Raw genomic sequence first — 16,664 nt, 5'->3', positions numbered from 1 at the left:
TGTTCAGGCCGCGAGTTGGCTTTGCTGCCGGGCGCGGTGGAGGTCGTTGGCTCGGCGGCGGCGTTGGCGGCGGTGGCTTGGGCTCTTTGCCATGGCCAGGTCCGGCGCCGGCTCCGGTTCCGCGTGGCGGAGAGGGGTTCCCGGGAGTGGCGGGGCGGTGGATTGGTAGGCGTGGCCGGTGGGGGTGGTGACATCGAGGGTGTGTCTGGGGCCGGGGCGTGGTCGAGTGGACCAGCCGGGGGTTTCTTTGGTGTGGTTGCAGGCTTCGCAGAGCCCGGCTCCGTTGTTGTGGGTCGTCGGTCCGCCGCGGTGCCAGGGGATGATGTGGTCGAAGTGGCGGATCGGGGCGTCGCAGTAGGGTGTGCGGCAGGTGTCGTCGCGGGCGGTGAGGAAGCGGCGAAGTCCGGGCGGGAAGAGCCGTGCGCGGGAGTCCAGCGCGGTGAGCTCGCCGGTGCCCGGGGCGGTGTAGAGCCGGCGGAGCCAGACGTTCATGGCCTGGTCCCCGGCAGGGTCGCCGACCAGGGGGCCTGTTCCCGCCAGACCCACTCGTGGTGCGCCGGGTCCCGCCGCGCCCGTTCCCGCGTCCTTTCCGTCGTTTGTGAGCATCTCGCGGGCCCAGCCGGCGGGGACGATGCCGTAGCCGGGGAGGCGGGCGGGTTCGCTGTCGCCCTGGAAGAGGGTGCGGTCGGTCATGACGAGCTGGATCTCGATCCCGCTGATCCCGCCCGCCTTTCCCGTGGTGCGTTCGACCAGGGCATCGGCCATGAGCTGACCGCGGGTCCTGGGGTCTCCTGCGTTGCGGAGGGTGTCGGCGTGCCGGGTCAGGCCGGCATGAACCGCGACGCCCTGGGCAACGGGCAGCAGTGCGGTGAGGTAGCACATCGTGTCCGGGGCCGGGCGGAGGCTGACGTGCCGTTCGGTCGCGGCGTGGCTGGCGCGCTGGGTAACAGTGCGCGGGTCCCGCCGGTACGCGGCGGCCTGCGCCGCTGCGATGATGCGACGGTCCCCGGCGCCGTCGAAGGTTCCGGTGTCGGGGGCGAGTTCGGCGTCGACGGCGGCCCGGTCCTCCGCGGACAGGCACGCGGTTTCCCGCACGAGGAGGGTGGCGCGCCATTCGTTGAGCTGCCCGGCCTCCAAGGCCGCGAGGGTGTGCGGCATTTCGGTGACCAGGGCTTTCGCCAGGCCAAGGAGCCGCCCGCCCTTGGCCGGGGATTCCCGCCGGGCCAGGGCGATCTGCGCGCCGACCCCGGCACCAAGTTCCGCCGCGGGCATCCCGGCGTCGGACTGTTCACGGCGCTGGAGCAAATCAAAGGCGACGGACAGACGTGCCTGACGGGCAGACAGGGCAGACTTTCGGTCTTCCAGGGACCGGATTTCAGCAATCAAGCGAGCACCGTCCAGCTCCGGCACGTCCCCGGACGGCCGGACAGCGGCCAGCGACCGGGCCACATCCACGACCGTCACCTGTTCTGGCTGAGCCATATCGGGCCCTTGATTGCCGTCCATGGAAACACACTATCGGGCACCTGCGACATTAAAACCCCGGTTGATTCGCCGCAGGCATCCGCATGAGTTTGCGACGCCGCAACTTGGGAATGGTGAGGGGCACGCTGATTCCTCTCAGCAACATGACCCACAGGCTCAACAAGCTGCCCGTGGTCAGTGTCGAGCGTGCCTGAGGCCCCCAACCCTCCTGATTGGATAAGTCCCGTCACCCGGGGGTAGCGTCGAGTCATGACTCCTGGACGCCCCGTACCACCGCCCCTTGCCAAGCCGCTCCCCGATGTTGGCGCGCCGTCTGAGGCCACTGGCAGCCCGAGCCTTGCCGCCGCCTACGGTGCGACGGCCAGCGACAGCGGACTGGTTCCCCTGACGGTGGCCCGCCGCGCGCCGAAGGAAGACGACGTCGAGATCGCCATCGAATTCTGCGGACTCTGCCATTCGGACGTCCACGCCACCCGGGGCGAATGGGGAAACCAGAATTACCCGCTGGTCCCCGGCCACGAAATCGTGGGCCGGGTCAGCCGCGTCGGTTCCGCCGTCGTCGACTTCACCCCGGGGGAGCTGGTCGGCGTCGGCTGCCTGGTCGATTCCTGCCGTGAGTGCGACAGCTGCCTCGACGGCCTGGAGCAGTACTGCGAAAACGGCATGACCGGGACCTACGGTTCGAAGGACCGCCGCAACGGGGACGCCATCACGCAGGGCGGGTACGCCACCTCCGTCGTCGTGGACCGCCGGTACGTGCTTCACGTCCCGGAAAGCCTCGATCCGGCCGCGGCGGCGCCGCTGCTGTGCGCCGGCGTCACGACCTACTCGCCGCTGCGCCACTTCGACGTCGAAGAGGGGGACGTCGTCGGCGTCGTTGGCCTGGGCGGCCTGGGCCACATGGCCGTCAAGCTGGCCAAGGCGATGGGCGCCGAAGTGAAGGTCTTCACCACGTCGGAGTCCAAAATCGCCGCCGCCCGGGAACTCGGCGCGGATGAGGTCATCCTGTCCCGGGACGAGGCCGCGATGGACGCCGCGAACCGGAGCATTGACGTCATCATCGACACCGTCGCCGCGCCCCACGACCTCAACCCGTACTTCCGCACCTTGCGCGTGGACGGCGCCCTCTTCCAGCTCGGGCTCCCCTCGGAGGACATGCCGCCGGTGAACCCCGGCGCGCTGATCCGGCGCCGGATCGCTTACGCCGGCTCGCTGATCGGCGGCATTGCCGAGACCCAGGAGATGCTGGACTTCTGCGCCGAGCACGGCGTCACCTCCGACGTCGAGGTGGTCCGCGCCGACCAGCTCAATGACGCCTACGACCGCATGGTGGCCGGCGATGTGAAGTACCGTTTTGTCCTGGACACCAGTACCCTCGGAACACCTTCGGAAAGGGCAGACGCATGAGCACTCTCTTCACCAGGATCATCAACGGCGAGATCCCCGGCCGTTTCGTCTGGCGCGAGGACGACGTCGTGGCATTCCTGACGGTGGGTCCGCTCGCCGACGGCCACACCCTGGTGGTGCCGACCGAGGAAGTGGACCGCTGGACGGATGCCCCGCCCGAGCTGCTGGCCCGCGTGATGCAGGTGGCCCAGAAGATCGGTGCCGTCCAGGTTGAGGTGTTCGACGCAGCCCGCGCCGGACTCATTGTGGCCGGTTACGAGATCAACCATCTGCACGTCCACGTGTGGCCGTCCAACACCATGGCGGACTTCGACTTCGGCTCGGTGGACCAGAACCCGGATCCCGCGCGGCTGGACGCCAACGCCGAGACGCTCCGCGAAGGTCTCCGGAAAGCCGGACACGCGGCCCACGTTCCGGAGTCGTAGGGCGGCGCCGAACCGACCACCCGCTGGCGCGGGTCTGTCGCCCCTAACCGGGCGTCAGACCGGCGCCAGCGCCTTATTAAGCACCGCACGGATCCGCTTTTCGGAGACGGAATAGGCCGTCCCCAGTTCGACGGCGAAGAGGCTCACCCGGAGCTCCTCGATCATCCAGCGGACCTGGGTTAACTCGGCGCCGGCCCGCCGGCCGGGGAGCAGCGCCGACACGGCGTCGTCGTAGTCGTCCTCCAGGGCCTGGACCGCGGCCATGTGCTGGGCGTCCCGCTGGACGTTGGTGGGGAGCTTTTCGAGGCGCTTCTCAATCGCGGCAAGGTAGCGCGGCAGCTGGCTGAGCTGGCTGTAGCCCGTCCGTGCCACGAAACCGGGGAACACGAGTTGCTCCAGCTGGCTCTTGATGTCGTTGAGGGCGCTGATCAGGGCCAGGCTTGTGGTTCCCTTGAGCTTCTTCTCGATCCGCCGGGTGCTGGCCAGGATGCGCTCCACGACGGCGGTGACGGTGAAGACCGTGTCGATCAGCTCGGCGCGGACCTTTTCGTACAGTGCATTGAAGGAGGCCTCGTCCCAGGGCAGTTCGGCCGGGGTGAGCTTGTCGATGGCGGCGAGGGCGCAGTCGGCGATCAGTGCCGTGACGGAACCATGCGGGTTCTGGCTGAACGTGAGCTTCTCGGTGTTGTTCAGGTGTTCCAGGACGTAGCGGTCCGGAGGCGGCACCCTCAGGGCCAGCAGCCGAATGACGCCGCCGCGCATGGCCTGTTCCTGTTCGGAACGCGTCTGGAAGAGCCGCAGGGCCACGGTCTGGCCCTCATCCACGAGCGCGGGGTAGCCGGTGACGGTATGTCCCTTCACCGTTCCCTGGACCTGGCGCTGCAGTTTTCCGAAGGACCAGGAGGTCAGCCCCGCCTGTTCGGCGAAACCGGCCGTGGCTGCCGACACCGCGGAAACCGTGGCCCCCGCTGCCGTGCCGGTGGCCTGGGCTGCCGCCTTGCCGTTCGCTTTTCCGTTGGACCGGCCGCTCGCTTGGGGCGCCGTCGTCGCGGGCGTGGCGCCCAGCGACTCGGCGATCGCCCGGCGGGTGGCCGGTGCCAGCCGTTCCTGCAGCACTCCGAGGTCCTTGCCCTCGTCCAGCACCTTGCCCTGGGAATCCACGACGCGGAAACTGACCCGCAGGTGCGGAGGAACGGCGTCCCAGTTCCAGGAATTCGGCGGGATGACCTGGCCGCGGAGCCGGCGCAGGACGAGCTCCAGGGAGGCCTCCAGTTCGTCGAAGGCCGGATCGAAGTCCGCTTCGAGGGCCGCGACGGCCTGCCGGGCGACGTCCGGGGCCGGCACGAAGTTCTTGCGCACCTGTTTGGGCATCGACTTGATGAGGGCCGTGACCAGCTCCACCCGCTGGCCGGGAATCAGCCAGCGGAACGCCGCGTCGTCGAGCTGGTTCAGGAACAGCACGGGAACCTCGGCGGTGACGCCGTCGGACGGGTTGGGCGGCGAGCCGGGGGCCACGGGGTGGAACTCGTAGCTTAGCGGCAGCTCAAAGCCCTTGTGCAGCAGGGTCTTCGGGTAGGCCGAGTCATCCAGGGCATCGGCGTCTTCGCTGATCAGCAGCGCCTGGTCGAAGTCGAGCAGTGAGGGGTCCTGCTGCCGTGCTTCCTTCCACCATTTGTCGAAGTGCCGCTCGGACACGACCTCCCGGCCGATCCGGGCGTCGTAGAACTCGAAGAGGGTCTCGTCGTCCACCAGGATGTCCCGGCGCCGCATCCGCGCCTCGAGCTCCTCAACCTCGTGGAGGAGTGCCCGGTTGCGGTGGAAGAACTTGTGGTGGGTCTGCCAGTCGCCCTCGACCAGGGCATGCCGGATGAACAGCTCCCGGCAGAGCTCCGGATCCACCTTGCCGTAGTTGATCCGGCGGCTCGGAATGATGGGCACGCCGTACAGTGTGACCTTCTCATGGGCCATCACCGAGCCCATCTTCTTGGACCAGTGCGGTTCGCTGTAGCTGCGCTTGACCAGGTCCGGCGCCACCTGCTCAACCCAGAGCGGATCGAACTTCGCGGCCACCCGGGCCCACAGCCGGCTCGTTTCCACGAGTTCGGCGGCCATCACGAACGTAGGGGACTTCTTGAACAGGGCCGAGCCCGGGAAGATCGCGAAGCGGCTGCCGCGGGCGCCGGCGTACTCGCGCTTGCGCTCATCGAGGATGCCCACGTGGCTCAGCAGGCCCGAGAGCAGGCTGATGTGGATCCCTTCATGGTTGCCCACCGGATCCGCCAGGCGCTTGTTGTCCAGGCTGATGCCAAGCGGCCGCGCCAGCTGGCGCAGCTGCGCAAACAGGTCCTGCCACTCGCGGACGCGCAGGTAGTTGATGAACTCGGCGCGGCACAGCCGACGGAAGGCTGTGGAGGAGAGCTCCTGCTGCTTCTCCTGGATGTAGTTCCAGAGGTTCAGGAAGCCGGTGAAGTCCGAGTTCTCGTCCCGGAACCGCGCGTGCTTCTCTGCGGCGAGCTGCTGCTTGTCGGTTGGACGCTCGCGCGGGTCCTGGATGGTGAGCGCGGCGGCGAGGATCATGACCTCGCGGACGCAGCCGCGCTTGCCGGACTCGACGATCATCCGGCCAAGCCTCGGGTCCACGGGAAGCTGGGCGAGCTGCTGCCCGACGGCGGTCAGCCCGCCGCCGTTTCTTCCTGCATTCCTGGCTGCGTTCCTGCCGTTGGCCGGCCCGCGGCCGGGGCGTCCGTCGCCGTCGCCCGTCTCCTCCTGCGGACGCGCGGCGCTCAGGGCGCCCAGTTCGCGCAGCAGGGTGACGCCGTCGTTGATGGCCCGGGAGTCCGGCGGCTCCACAAACGGGAAGTTCTCGACATCCTTCGGGCCGCGGGCGACGCCCATCGCAGTCATCTGGAGGATGACGGCGGCGAGGTTGGTGCGCAGGATTTCGGGATCGGTGTACGGCGGCCGGGACTCGAAGTCCTCCTCCGAGTACAGCCGGATGGCGATGCCGTCGGAGACGCGGCCGCAGCGGCCGGAGCGCTGGTTGGCGGACGCCTGCGACACCCGCTCGATCGGCAGGCGCTGGACCTTGGTGCGGAGCGAGTACCGCGAGATGCGGGCGGTGCCGGTGTCAACGACGTACTTGATGCCGGGAACCGTCAGGGAGGTCTCGGCGACGTTGGTGGCGAGAACGATCCGGCGCTTGCTGCCGGGATGGAAGACCTTGTGCTGTTCCTGCAGGCTGAGCCGCGCGAAGAGCGGAAGCACCTCGGTGCCGGCCAGCTTCCGGTTGGACTGGATCCTGCCGTTGAGGGCCTCGGCGGCGTCACGGATTTCGCGTTCGCCGGAGAAGAAGATCAGGATGTCGCCGGGGGCCTCCTGCGCGAGTTCGTCGACGGCATCGCAGACGGCGTCCAGCGGATCGCGGTCCTCTTCGAGCTCGTCGTCGGAGGCTGTGCCTTCTCCGACGCCGTCTCCGTCGTCACCGGCGGCGCCGCCGGCCGGCTGGGACAGCGGCCGGTAGCGGATCTCGACCGGGTAGGTGCGTCCGGAGACCTCGATGATCGGAGACGGCTCCTCCTCGCTGCCGAAATGCTTGGCGAAGCGCTGCGGATCGATCGTGGCCGAGGTGATGATGATTTTCAGGTCCGGCCGCTGCGGCAGGATCCGCTTGAGGTACCCGAGGATGAAGTCGATGTTGAGGCTGCGCTCATGCGCCTCGTCGATGATGATCGCGTTGTACTTGCGCAGCAGCTTGTCGCGCTGGATCTCGGCCAGCAGGATGCCGTCGGTCATGAGCTTGACCTTGGTGTTGCGGCTGACCTCCCCGGTGAAGCGGACCTGGAAGCCGACTTCCTGGCCGATCTCGACGCCGAGTTCCTCCGCGATGCGCTCTGCGACCGTGCGGGCGGCCAGCCGGCGCGGCTGCGTGTGGCCGATCAGCCCGTTCTCGCCCAGGCCAAGCTCCAGGCACATTTTCGGAATCTGGGTCGTCTTACCGGAACCGGTCTCGCCGGCGATGATGGTCACCTGGTTGGCCGCGATGGCGGCCATCAGGTCCTCGCGGCGCTCGGAGACCGGCAGCTCGGCGGGGTAGGAGATATGCAATGTCATGGCTGCACACAGTCTACTGGGAACTGTCCGCGCGGCGGTTGCGGGACAAAAGAAGTGCCCGGTCCCTGTCGGGGCCGGGCAGCGGGCGGTGGTCCGGGTGCAGCGTGATCGGGTCTGCCGGGGTTTAGAAGATCCGGAAGGTGTAGTTGGTGCTGGGCAGGTCCAGCGCGGACCAGTAGTCCTCCGAGCGGACCGGCGGGTTGTGTCCCAGCCCGTCCTTGCGGAGTGCTGCGACGGTGGCGGCGAGGCCGACGACGATGAGGACGATGAGGGCGATTCCGATGAGTTCCATACCTCCATGGTTCTCCGGTCCGGGAGGCAAAAGAAGTGGCAGAAATGCCCAAAAAGCTATAATTTCTGCCACTGTTTCTGTCAGAATGGAGGCATGATCAAAACAGTGGCGCTGATCGTGGTTCCCAACTTCTCGATCTTCGAGTTCGGGACCGCGTTTGAGGTCTTTGGGCTGGACCGGTCGGACCGGGGGACCGGCGTGCCGGCCTTCGATTTCCGGGTCTGCACCCCCGTGCCGGGCGACGTCCCGATGAAGTCCGGGCTGTCAATGCACGTGGGCCTCGGGCTCGACGCGGCAGCGGACGCGGACCTGGTCATCATGACGCCCTTCGGCCGCGACGGGGACGTGCCGGAATCCGTCCTTGAGACACTGCGGGCGGCGCACGCCCGCGGGGCCTGGGTTATGTCGATTTGTTCCGGAGCGTTCGCCCTGGCCAGGGCCGGGCTGCTGGACGGCCGCCGCTGCACAACCCACTGGCACTACTCCCGGGAGCTCGCCAGCAGATACCCCGCTGCCCTGGTGGATGAAAACGTCCTGTACGTCGAGGACAGCCGGATCATTACGAGCGCGGGCACGGCCGCGGGCATCGACGCCTGCCTGCACCTGGTCCGGTTGGAGTTCGGCGCCAACGTGGCGGCGGCCATCGCCAGGGACATGGTGGTCCCCCCGCACCGCGACGGCGGCCAGGCCCAGTTCATCGACCGGCCGATCCCGGCCTGCGGCTCCGAGCCCATGGAGGAACTGCTGCAGTGGATGGTGCGGCATCTGGGGGAGGACCATCCGGTCAACGAGCTCGCCGCGCGTGTCCACATGTCGCCCCGGACTTTCGCCCGGCGCTTCCGCTCCGAGACAGGTGCGACCCCGGCGGCCTGGCTCAATTCACAGCGGGTGCTGCGGGCCCAGGAGCTGCTCGAGACCACGGACCTGAACATCGACGAAATCGCCCGCGAATCCGGCTTCGGCCATTCAGTGCTGTTGCGGCACCACTTCGCCAAGGTGCTGGACACCAGCCCGCAGTCCTACCGCCGCACCTTCCGCGGACAACTGGCCGCCGCCGTCTAGCCGCGGCCAGACGGCGGCGGAGGCTCGGCCGCCGCTTTGGCCGTCTCAACGAGGTCCCGCCAGGGGCCGGTGACTGCCTGTTCGGGCAGCGTGGCGCGGTGCTGTCCGGCCCGGATGTTGTACAGGAACCGGTCCGGCGCACCGGCGGCGGCACCCCGGCCGGACGTGGGGACGGCGTCCCAAGGGCAGGCCTCAATAAGGGGCTGCCAGAGGTCCGTATCCTCCGGGGGCGTGGGCTGCACGGTCCACGTCCGCTTCATGCCGGCCATGCCGCCGCTGCGCTGGACAGTGATTTTCATCGGTCTCGCATCGTCAGGAGACGGTAACGTTCATGGCTCTCGGATCACCACGAGCTGGGTTACCGTCTGGCTCCAGGGAACTTTACCTTCACAGTTTCCCACGCGGACCGCACGGCGTCATGCTCTGGGGAATCCGCCCCGAAAAGCTCCTTGGCGGAGGCGGCAGTGGCCTTGGCGAACGCCCCGAACGTGGCGGTCGGGGACAGCGTGCCGCCCGTCAGGGTTTCGTACCAGATCCGGCCGGGCGCGTCCCACGCGTTGCCGCCGAGCGCGGTGGCCACCAGGTAGAACGCCCGGTTGGGGATCCCTGAGTTGATGTGCACCCCGCCGTTGTCAGCGCTCGTGTGAACGTAGCCGTCCATGGAGTCCGGCTGCGGATCCTTGCCGAGCACGTCGTCGTTGTACGCCGTGCCCGGAGCCTCCAGGGAACGCAAAGCGGTCCCCTGGACCTGATCCGTGAAGAGGCCCTCGCCGATCAGCCAGCTGGCCTCCGCCGTCGTCTGCTCCCGGACATGCTGCTCAACGAGCGCCCCAAAGACATCGGACATCGATTCGTTCAGCGCCCCGGCCTGGTGGCGGTAGACCAGCCCCGCGGAGTACTGGGTAACGCCGTGGGCGAGCTCGTGGCCGATCACGCTCAACGACTTCGTGAACCGCTGGAACACCTGTCCGTCGCCGTCGCCGAATACCATTTGCCGGCCGTCCCAGAATGCGTTGTCGTACAGGCGGCCGTAGTGGACCGTGGCCTCAAGGTGGAGACCGTTGCCGTCGATCGAGTTCCGGCCGAAGGCTTCTGCGTAGAGCCGGTGGGTGTGCCCCAGCCCGTCATAGGCCTCATCGGCCGCGGGATCGCCGGTGGGCGGTTCCCCCTCTTTGCGGACCACGCTGCCCGGCAGCTGCTCGGCGAACTCGGCGTCGTAGACCGTCCGTTCCGGCGGGGACGGCTGGAGCTCCCGCATGCCCGGATGGCTGCCGGGACCGGGCAGGGCGCGGGACGCATGGAAGCCCGGGACGTGGTGGAGGGCTTCCTTCGCCGCGCGGGCGGCGTCGGAAAGCTCCGGTTCGCGCTGGGCTGCCAGGCGGCGGAGCATGTACGGAGGGATGATGGAACAGTGCATGGTGAGACCCCTTAGTGCTTCGGCGGGATCCCGTGGTGGTGCGGCAGCCGGCACCCAGTCCAGCCACCCGGCCGCTGGAACCCCGCTGCCGATGCAGACAGCCTACGAGCGGGCACCGACAATTGGCAGGGTGGCGCGCCCCGTTTGTTGCCCGTTCCGCGCCGCGGCCTGTTCCGCGGTTCCGGTCCGGACGTAAAATCAGTCATGAAAAAGCTAAGGTATTCGGTGACGATCAACGCCCCCGTGCGGGACGTGTGGACCACCATGCTGAGCGATGCCACGTACCGGGAGTGGGCCAGCGTGTTCAACAGCGGTTCCTACTACGAGGGGGACTGGAGCCAGGGCAGTGAAATCCGATTCCTCGGGCCCGACGGCGACGGCTCGCTGGGGGGAATGATCGCCACGGTCGAGGAAAACAGGCCGAACGAGCTCATTTCCCTGCGTTATGTCGGGCAAATCGTCAATGGCGAGCACGACACCACCAGCGAGGCAGCGAAGGCCTTTATGGGCGCCCATGAGAAGTACGCCTTCAGCGCTGCCGGCGGGGTGACGACAGTGGACGTGGAACTCGACAGCGAGGACGAGTTCGTCGCCATGTTCGACGACGCCTGGCCGCTGGCGCTGGACAAGCTCAAGGGCATCGTGGAGGCCCGGAGCTGAACAGACCGGAAGCTCCTGCCCGCTTCTCAGGGGGACCGCGGGTCAAGGACGAATTGCTGCACCATGGTCCATAAATTCGTGGTGGTCCAGTAGATCAGGACACCGATGGGGAAGAAGATGCCGCCCGCGCCGAAGACGATTGGCAAGGCGTAGAGAAGTATCTTCTGCTGGCGCACAAACGGGTTGGCCGTGGCCTCTTCGGAGAAGATCTTGGCCGAGACGCGCTTCTGGGTGATGAACTGCGCCGCTGTCATGGCGAGGATCATCACGATCGTGAGGATCCACGCCGCGACCACGTTGCCGCCCCCGGGCGTGCCATGGAGCAGGGACGCGGACAGCGGGACACCAAAGATGCTGGACTGGTCAAACTGAACCGCTAGCTCGTGGCTCATCGCGCCGATGCCTTTACCGCTGTTCGCCGCCGTCGTAATGCCGGACAGCACAGTGAAGAGCGCGAAGAAGAAGGGCACCTGGATCAGCAGGGGAAGGCACGCCGCGAACGGGTTGGTGCCGTGCGTCTTGTAGAGAGCCATCTGTTCCTGCACCATCGCCTGACGTGACAGCGGGTCCGTCCTGCCCTTGTACTTGTCCTGCAGTTTCATCAGTTCCGGCTGCAGCAGCCGCATCCGGCGCTGGGCCTTGATCTGCTGCAGGGAAACGGGAATCAGGGCGGCGCGGATCACCAGGACCAGCCCGATGATGGACAGCGTCCACGTCCAGCCGCTGGCAGCGGGCATCCCGAGGGAGCTCAGTCCGTCATGCAATCCCACCATGATGGCGGACACCAGCCACTGGAACGGAAACAGCAGCGCCGCACCGAGGTCCATCCGACGCCCCCGTTCGTAGGGCCGCAGCGCGGCCTTTAACCCTGCCCCCTGTCAGCCAACACGAAAGAACCCCCAGAATCCAGTGGATCCTAGGGGTTCTTGTGGGTGCCCTCGATTGGAATCGAACCAACGACCTTCTGCTCCGGAGGCAGACGCTCTATCCCCTGAGCTACGAGGGCAGTCAGGGTTCCTGCCGTTACCGGCGGGACGTCCTAGAGCTTAGCAGGAAGGTGGGCTCCAAGGGAAAATCGGCGCGCTCAGTAGCCCGCGAAGGAGTCCACATGGATCCGCCGTGCCCCGGCCCGGCGGGCGGCGCCGCGGAGGGAACGGACACTCGCCGGCGAGCCCGAGACATAGACAACCCGGCCCGCGATGTCGGGGACGAGCTCCTTCAGCGCGGCGCCGTCGATCCGGACGGTGCCCGCATCCTGCATAAAAACCGGCGGCGCGGACCCGTCGGCAAGCCTGGCGATGACCCGGGTCCCGGTGCGTTCGAGTTCCCCGGCGTAGGCGAGCTCGGCGGCAGTCCTGGCCAGGTAGAGCAGCACCACATCCCGGTCCCCGGCGGAGCCTCCGGACAGCTGGGCCAGATACGGGGTGATGCCGATGCCGGCCGCTATCAGCAGCACGGGCGCCCCTGGACTGCGCGGCAGGACAAAGTCGCCTCCCACGGTGGTGGCCGTCAGCTCGTCGCCGGGCTCGAGGGCGAAGAGCGCTTGCTTTGCCGTGGACCGCGGTTCGGCCGTTCCCACGCCGATGGTCAGCTCCCGGGAATCCGGGGGACTGGTCAGGCTGAACACCCGCCGCCGGCCTTTGTGGTCGGCCTTCCCCTGCGGCAGGTTCAGCTCGATGTACTGTCCCGGGGTGAAACGGAGCGGCCGCTCGGGCTCGAAGCTGAACTCCGTCGTCGTCGGTGTCAGCGGGCGGGAACCCCGGAAACGGAGCAGGATGCGGCCTCGCTGACCGGCGGCGAAGGCGAGCGCGTTCCCCACGAGCAGCGCCAGTTCGGGGGAGTTGGCCACGAAGCCCAGGTTGTAGGGGACGGCGAACAGCAGTCCGACGACGGCGGCCAGCGCCAGCTGCTGCCAACGGCGCGGCGGCAGGGTCAGCGGCTCGGACAGCATAAAGCCGACAAAAAACAGGACCGGCCGCTGGGCGACGGACTGCCACAGCGCTTCGCCCGCTCCCATGCCCGCGCGCAGCAGTTCCACGGACACGATCGAGACCACCACCACCGTGAAGACGGACGCCATCAGCAGCTTCCGGACCCGGTAGAGCACCAGCAGGGCCCCCGGCAGCACCAGCCAGAGCATCGCGGGGGTGGCAGCCCACCAGGTGGCGATATTGAGCCCGGTCAGCCCGGTGATGAACGCGCCGGCCGCCGCGGGATTGAAGATGTGGCGGCCGCGCCAGGCCAGGGCGTACTTGGACGCCGACGCGAGCACGCAGGCGAGGGCAACGCCGGCCAAGTCCAGGTACTGCAGTCCCGCCGAGAACTGCGTCGGCCAAAAGAGAAAGTAGAGCAGCAGGCCCGTGATCAGGGATGATTCGGAGTGGGGCCGCACGTGGAACACGGCGGCGATCGCCCGGTTGGAGGCGTAGCTCAGGCCGAGGCACAGCGCCAGGTGCGCGAGCATCTCCGGGAGCCCGAATGTCAGCCAGCCCAGTATGTCCAGCAGCAGGCTGTAGCCGGCCAGCACGGCCAGGACCCAAAGGATGAGCCGGTACATCGTGAACCGGCCCAGGGCACTGTCCAGCCGCGGGCCGATGGGTGTGGAGATGGTGGCGGTCATGAAAACAACACCCCTTCAAAATCGGCCGAATACTCCGCGTGGCCGTCCGAGTGGACGGTCAGCCAGGAACAATCGAACTCCTCCCGCAGGCGGGACCCCTCGACGAAGAACAGTGCGGTTGCCAGCGCGTCGGCCACCATGGCGCTCGCCGCCATCGCCCAGCTGGCGACGACGGTGCGCACCGGCGCCCCCGTGGTGCCATCCAGCACGTGGTGCAGCCCGTCGCCCCAGGCGCGCCGGTTGGCAGCGGAAGCGCAGAGCGCCCCGGCCCCGAGACTGACGATGCCGATGACCCGGGCCGGATCATAGGGATGCTCCAGGCCCACCTCCACCGGCGCGGATCCCGTGTTGACCAGGTCCCCGCTCGCGTCGATGACATGATCGCCGACGCCGCCGTCGCGCAGTTCGGCGGACAGCAGATCCGCCAGCTGGCCCTTTCCGGCGGCGCCGACGTCGATCACCACCGGGGCATGGGTGGTCAGGACCGTGCCCTGCCAGTCGAGCACCCCGTCCCAGGGCGGGGCGGGCAGCGGCGGGCCGCCGGGGCGAAGGGAGTAGCCGGCGTCATAGCCGAGCTGTTCGAGGCTGCCGCCAATCAACGGGGTCATGGCCCCGCCGGTGAGGCGGTACAGGGTCTGGTAGAGCGGCCCCAGCGCGGCTGCCCCGGCCGGCAGGGTGTAGCGTCCCGGCTGCCGCGCGGCGCCCGCGATCACGGAGTCCGGCCGGAAGCGGGACCACGCGGCGTCGTAGTCCGCCACGGCATCCAACAGCCGGCGGCGGAGCGCGCCGGAGAGCGGGGACGGTGTTGAGATGTCCCAACGGGTACCGATCCCGTCGAAACTGAAATCCGTCCAGCCCGGATGCGGCACGTTTCCTCCTGTGGCTACTGGCTGCCTACGACGTGCTGTTTACGACTGGGCGTCGGCCTTGATCTTTTCCACAGCCTGGTTGAAGCCGCCGCTCGTCAGCGATGAACCGGCCACCTTGGAGACCTTGATCTCGTTGAGGTTCTTGCCGACGATCTGGGACTGGATGCCGCCGGCGAATTCGCCCTGGAACTTCCTGGTGTTGGGGTTGGATGGATGCTGGGTGATCTGGACGTCGGACACGGTACCGCCGGCCAGGGTCAGGGTCACCCCCACGGTCTCGGTGCCGTTGGGCGAGACGTAGTTGCCGTCCGCGCTGAAGGTGCCGTCCTTGTAGCTGGCGCTGCCCACGGCGGCTGACGGTGCGGCGGGCGTTTCCGGGGAGCCGGTGGCTTGCCCGGGGGCACAGCCGGCGGCGGAGCCGGCCAGGGACAGTCCGGCGATGCCGACGAAAACGTTTTTCCGGAAAGAGGTATTCATGGGGCGGCTCATTTCTCTGGCGACTTTCGGAGGGGACTGACGGAAAGCTGTGACCCGCGAGCGGCGGCCGGCCGCGGACACCAATGACAACGTATGAATCAGCGTAGTGGTTCACCCTGCGATCCCGCCTCAAATTCCGCGACGCTGCAGGCCACCGGTAGGCTGGAACCGTGACCCCTGAAGAACTCTCCCTCGCCATATCCGCCTGCCTGAAGGACGCCGTCGCCGCCGGTGAAATCGCCCTCCCCGCCTCCGATGTCCCGGATGCGGTGCGCGTTGAGCGTCCGAAGAACCGGGACCACGGCGACTGGGCCACCAACATCGCCCTCCAGCTGGCTAAAACGGCCGGCACCAACCCCCGGGAGTTCGCCTCCGTGCTCAGTGCCCGGCTGAAGTCCATCGACGGGGTCTCCGCCGTCGACATCGCCGGACCGGGGTTCCTGAACATCACCGTGGACGCTGCCGCCGCCGGCGCCCTGGCCAAGGCCATCGTCGAGGCCGGTCCGGACTACGGCACCAACACGGCGCTCGCAGGCCACACGGTCAACATGGAATTCGTCTCCGCCAACCCCACCGGCCCGCTGCACATCGGCCACACCCGCTGGGCGGCTTTGGGCGACGCGATCGCCCGCGTCCTCCGGGCCTCCGGCGCCGAGGTCACGGCCGAGTACTACATCAATGACGCCGGGTCGCAGATGAACGTCTTCGCGCACTCGGTGCTCTCCCGGCTGCACGGCCGCGGTGTCCCGGAGGGTGGCTACCCGGGCGAGTACATCGCCGAACTTGGCCACGAGGTGCTGACCCAGCACCCGGACATCCGCGAACTGACCGACGTCGCAGCGCTGCCGGTGATCCGCGGCGCGGCGTACAAGGCCCAGCTGCACGACATCAAGCGCACCCTGGCCGAGTTCGGCGTCGCGTTCGATGTCTACTTCTCCGAGCAGGAACTCCACGACGCCGGCGCGATCGAGGACGCCGTCGCGCGGCTCCGGGAACAGGGCCACGTGTACGACGACGGCGGCGCGGTCTGGCTGCGCACCACGGACTTCGGTGATGACAAGGACCGCGTGATGATCCGCGCGAACGGCGAGCCGACGTACTTCGCCGCCGACGCCGCCTACTACCTGTCCAAGAAGGACCGCGGGTACACCGAGAAGATTTACCTGCTCGGCGCGGACCACCACGGCTACATCAACCGGCTCAAGGCCATTGCGGCCGCGGCCGGGGACGATCCCGAGGTCAACATTGAGGTCCTGATCGGACAGCTGGTCTCCGTCAACGGCGCCAAGCTCTCCAAGCGTGCCGGAAACATCATCGAGCTCAAGGACCTCATCTCCTGGCTGGGCAAGGACGCGGTCCGCTACTCGCTGGCACGTTTCCCGGCCGATTCGCCGCTGACCCTGGATCCGGAACTGCTGAAGAAGCACAGCAACGAGAACCCGGTGTTCTACGTCCAGTACGCGCACGCCCGTTCCCGCGGAACGGCCCGCAACGCCGTTGCCGCCGGGGTGGAGCGCCGTGTGGACGGCAAAGACTGCTTCGAGGCGTCCCTGCTCGAACACGCGACCGAGAACGAGCTGCTCTCCTACCTCGGCAGCTACCCCTCGATCGTGGCCAAGGCCGCCGAACTGCGCGAGCCGCACCGGGTGGCCCGCCACCTCGAGGTCATCGCCGGCGCCTACCACCGTTGGTACGACGCCTGCCGTGTCGCGCCACAGGGCGACGAGCCGATCACCGACCTCAACCGCACCCGGCTGTGGCTCAACGACGCCACGAGCCAGGTGCTGGCCAACGGACTGGAACTGCTGGGCGTCTCGGCGCCGGAACGGATGTAACTGCC

14 protein-coding genes and 1 tRNA gene are annotated in these 16,664 nt (G+C 68.0%); 5 read left to right on the top strand and 10 right to left on the bottom strand.

What is annotated here, in order from left to right; all coding sequences use genetic code 11:
* Positions 1 to 3: 3 nt before the first annotated feature.
* A complete protein-coding gene (locus AC50YC_RS05845; RefSeq protein ID WP_494952634.1) occupies positions 4 to 1,482 on the bottom strand; it encodes an HNH endonuclease in 1,479 nt (492 codons plus the stop codon).
* A 252-nt stretch (positions 1,483 to 1,734) separates the two neighbouring features.
* Between AC50YC_RS05845 and AC50YC_RS05840 the strand changes: the two genes are divergently transcribed.
* Together AC50YC_RS05840 and AC50YC_RS05835 are read left to right on the top strand one after the other, a co-directional pair.
* Positions 1,735 to 2,892, top strand: coding sequence for an NAD(P)-dependent alcohol dehydrogenase (locus tag AC50YC_RS05840; RefSeq protein ID WP_494952633.1), 1,158 nt, complete (start codon positions 1,735 to 1,737; stop codon positions 2,890 to 2,892).
* Positions 2,889 to 3,317, top strand: a complete 429-nt coding sequence (locus tag AC50YC_RS05835) for an HIT family protein (protein WP_494952632.1) — start codon at positions 2,889 to 2,891, stop codon at positions 3,315 to 3,317. The genes AC50YC_RS05840 and AC50YC_RS05835 overlap by 4 nt, the downstream gene beginning before the upstream one ends.
* Positions 3,318 to 3,371: 54 nt before the next feature.
* Here the strand turns inward: AC50YC_RS05835 and hrpA are convergent, their stop codons facing one another.
* Both hrpA and AC50YC_RS05825 read right to left on the bottom strand, forming a co-directional pair.
* Positions 3,372 to 7,427, bottom strand: a complete 4,056-nt coding sequence (gene hrpA, locus AC50YC_RS05830; protein WP_494952631.1) for an ATP-dependent RNA helicase HrpA — start codon at positions 7,425 to 7,427, stop codon at positions 3,372 to 3,374.
* A 124-nt stretch (positions 7,428 to 7,551) separates the two neighbouring features.
* Positions 7,552 to 7,719 carry a hypothetical protein gene (locus AC50YC_RS05825; protein WP_463903372.1) on the bottom strand — a complete coding sequence of 56 codons (168 nt, stop codon included), beginning with the start codon at positions 7,717 to 7,719 and terminating at the stop codon, positions 7,552 to 7,554.
* A gap of 93 nt (positions 7,720 to 7,812) precedes the next feature.
* Between AC50YC_RS05825 and AC50YC_RS05820 the strand changes: the two genes are divergently transcribed.
* The gene (locus AC50YC_RS05820; RefSeq protein ID WP_494952630.1) at positions 7,813 to 8,781 is read left to right on the top strand and encodes a GlxA family transcriptional regulator; all 969 of its coding nucleotides are present in this window, start codon (positions 7,813 to 7,815) and stop codon (positions 8,779 to 8,781) included.
* On the opposite strand, the gene AC50YC_RS05815 is transcribed toward AC50YC_RS05820, so the two are convergent.
* Both AC50YC_RS05815 and AC50YC_RS05810 read right to left on the bottom strand, forming a co-directional pair.
* Positions 8,778 to 9,080, bottom strand: a complete 303-nt coding sequence (locus tag AC50YC_RS05815) for a protealysin inhibitor emfourin (RefSeq protein ID WP_494952629.1) — start codon at positions 9,078 to 9,080, stop codon at positions 8,778 to 8,780. The two genes, AC50YC_RS05820 and AC50YC_RS05815, sit on opposite strands and share 4 nt — an antisense overlap.
* A gap of 59 nt (positions 9,081 to 9,139) precedes the next feature.
* Positions 9,140 to 10,198: a M4 family metallopeptidase gene (locus AC50YC_RS05810; protein WP_494952628.1), complete on the bottom strand. Its 1,059-nt coding sequence runs from the start codon at positions 10,196 to 10,198 to the stop codon at positions 9,140 to 9,142.
* A 204-nt stretch (positions 10,199 to 10,402) separates the two neighbouring features.
* On the opposite strand from AC50YC_RS05810, the gene AC50YC_RS05805 reads away from it, so the two are divergent.
* Positions 10,403 to 10,858: an SRPBCC family protein gene (locus AC50YC_RS05805; RefSeq protein ID WP_494952627.1), complete on the top strand. Its 456-nt coding sequence runs from the start codon at positions 10,403 to 10,405 to the stop codon at positions 10,856 to 10,858.
* Positions 10,859 to 10,884: 26 nt separating this feature from the next.
* On the opposite strand, the gene yidC is transcribed toward AC50YC_RS05805, so the two are convergent.
* The 5 genes from yidC to AC50YC_RS05780 form a co-directional block, all read right to left on the bottom strand.
* Positions 10,885 to 11,685: a membrane protein insertase YidC gene (yidC, locus tag AC50YC_RS05800; RefSeq protein WP_494952626.1), complete on the bottom strand. Its 801-nt coding sequence runs from the start codon at positions 11,683 to 11,685 to the stop codon at positions 10,885 to 10,887.
* Positions 11,686 to 11,791: 106 nt separating this feature from the next.
* Positions 11,792 to 11,864: transfer RNA gene (locus tag AC50YC_RS05795), tRNA-Arg, on the bottom strand.
* Positions 11,865 to 11,942: 78 nt separating this feature from the next.
* Positions 11,943 to 13,478 (bottom strand): FAD-dependent oxidoreductase, encoded by a 1,536-nt coding sequence (locus AC50YC_RS05790; RefSeq protein ID WP_494952625.1) that lies wholly within the window; start codon positions 13,476 to 13,478, stop codon positions 11,943 to 11,945.
* Entirely contained in the window at positions 13,475 to 14,347 is an 873-nt protein-coding gene (locus AC50YC_RS05785; RefSeq protein WP_494952624.1) for an FAD:protein FMN transferase, read from the bottom strand. Before AC50YC_RS05785 ends, AC50YC_RS05790 begins: the two co-directional genes overlap by 4 nt.
* Positions 14,348 to 14,386: 39 nt before the next feature.
* Positions 14,387 to 14,824, bottom strand: coding sequence for an FMN-binding protein (locus AC50YC_RS05780; RefSeq protein ID WP_494952623.1), 438 nt, complete (start codon positions 14,822 to 14,824; stop codon positions 14,387 to 14,389).
* Between the two features lie 170 nt (positions 14,825 to 14,994).
* Here AC50YC_RS05780 and argS point away from each other — a divergent pair, with 170 nt between their 5' ends.
* The gene (gene argS / locus AC50YC_RS05775; protein ID WP_494952622.1) at positions 14,995 to 16,659 is read left to right on the top strand and encodes an arginine--tRNA ligase; all 1,665 of its coding nucleotides are present in this window, start codon (positions 14,995 to 14,997) and stop codon (positions 16,657 to 16,659) included.
* Positions 16,660 to 16,664 lie beyond the last annotated feature (5 nt).

It is taken from the genome of Pseudarthrobacter sp. MDT1-56, assembly GCF_059383555.1.
Note: the sequence above shows the minus strand (reverse complement) of the source record. Positions and strands in the feature narration are given on the sequence as shown.

Bases quoted from the DNA above. Each gene is read 5' to 3' on its own strand.
- AC50YC_RS05805 (WP_494952627.1), top strand. From the start codon at position 10,403: ATGAAAAAGCTAAGGTATTCGGTGACGATCAACGCCCCCGTGCGGGAC.
- AC50YC_RS05820 (WP_494952630.1), top strand. From the start codon at position 7,813: ATGATCAAAACAGTGGCGCTGATCGTGGTTCCCAACTTCTCGATCTTC.
- AC50YC_RS05835 (WP_494952632.1), top strand. From the start codon at position 2,889: ATGAGCACTCTCTTCACCAGGATCATCAACGGCGAGATCCCCGGCCGT.
- AC50YC_RS05840 (WP_494952633.1), top strand. From the start codon at position 1,735: ATGACTCCTGGACGCCCCGTACCACCGCCCCTTGCCAAGCCGCTCCCC.
- hrpA (WP_494952631.1), bottom strand. From the start codon at position 7,427: ATGACATTGCATATCTCCTACCCCGCCGAGCTGCCGGTCTCCGAGCGC.
- yidC (WP_494952626.1), bottom strand. From the start codon at position 11,685: ATGGACCTCGGTGCGGCGCTGCTGTTTCCGTTCCAGTGGCTGGTGTCC.
- AC50YC_RS05825 (WP_463903372.1), bottom strand. From the start codon at position 7,719: ATGGAACTCATCGGAATCGCCCTCATCGTCCTCATCGTCGTCGGCCTC.
- AC50YC_RS05845 (WP_494952634.1), bottom strand. From the start codon at position 1,482: ATGGCTCAGCCAGAACAGGTGACGGTCGTGGATGTGGCCCGGTCGCTG.
- AC50YC_RS05815 (WP_494952629.1), bottom strand. From the start codon at position 9,080: ATGAAAATCACTGTCCAGCGCAGCGGCGGCATGGCCGGCATGAAGCGG.
- AC50YC_RS05790 (WP_494952625.1), bottom strand. From the start codon at position 13,478: ATGACCGCCACCATCTCCACACCCATCGGCCCGCGGCTGGACAGTGCC.
- AC50YC_RS05780 (WP_494952623.1), bottom strand. From the start codon at position 14,824: ATGAATACCTCTTTCCGGAAAAACGTTTTCGTCGGCATCGCCGGACTG.
- AC50YC_RS05810 (WP_494952628.1), bottom strand. From the start codon at position 10,198: ATGCACTGTTCCATCATCCCTCCGTACATGCTCCGCCGCCTGGCAGCC.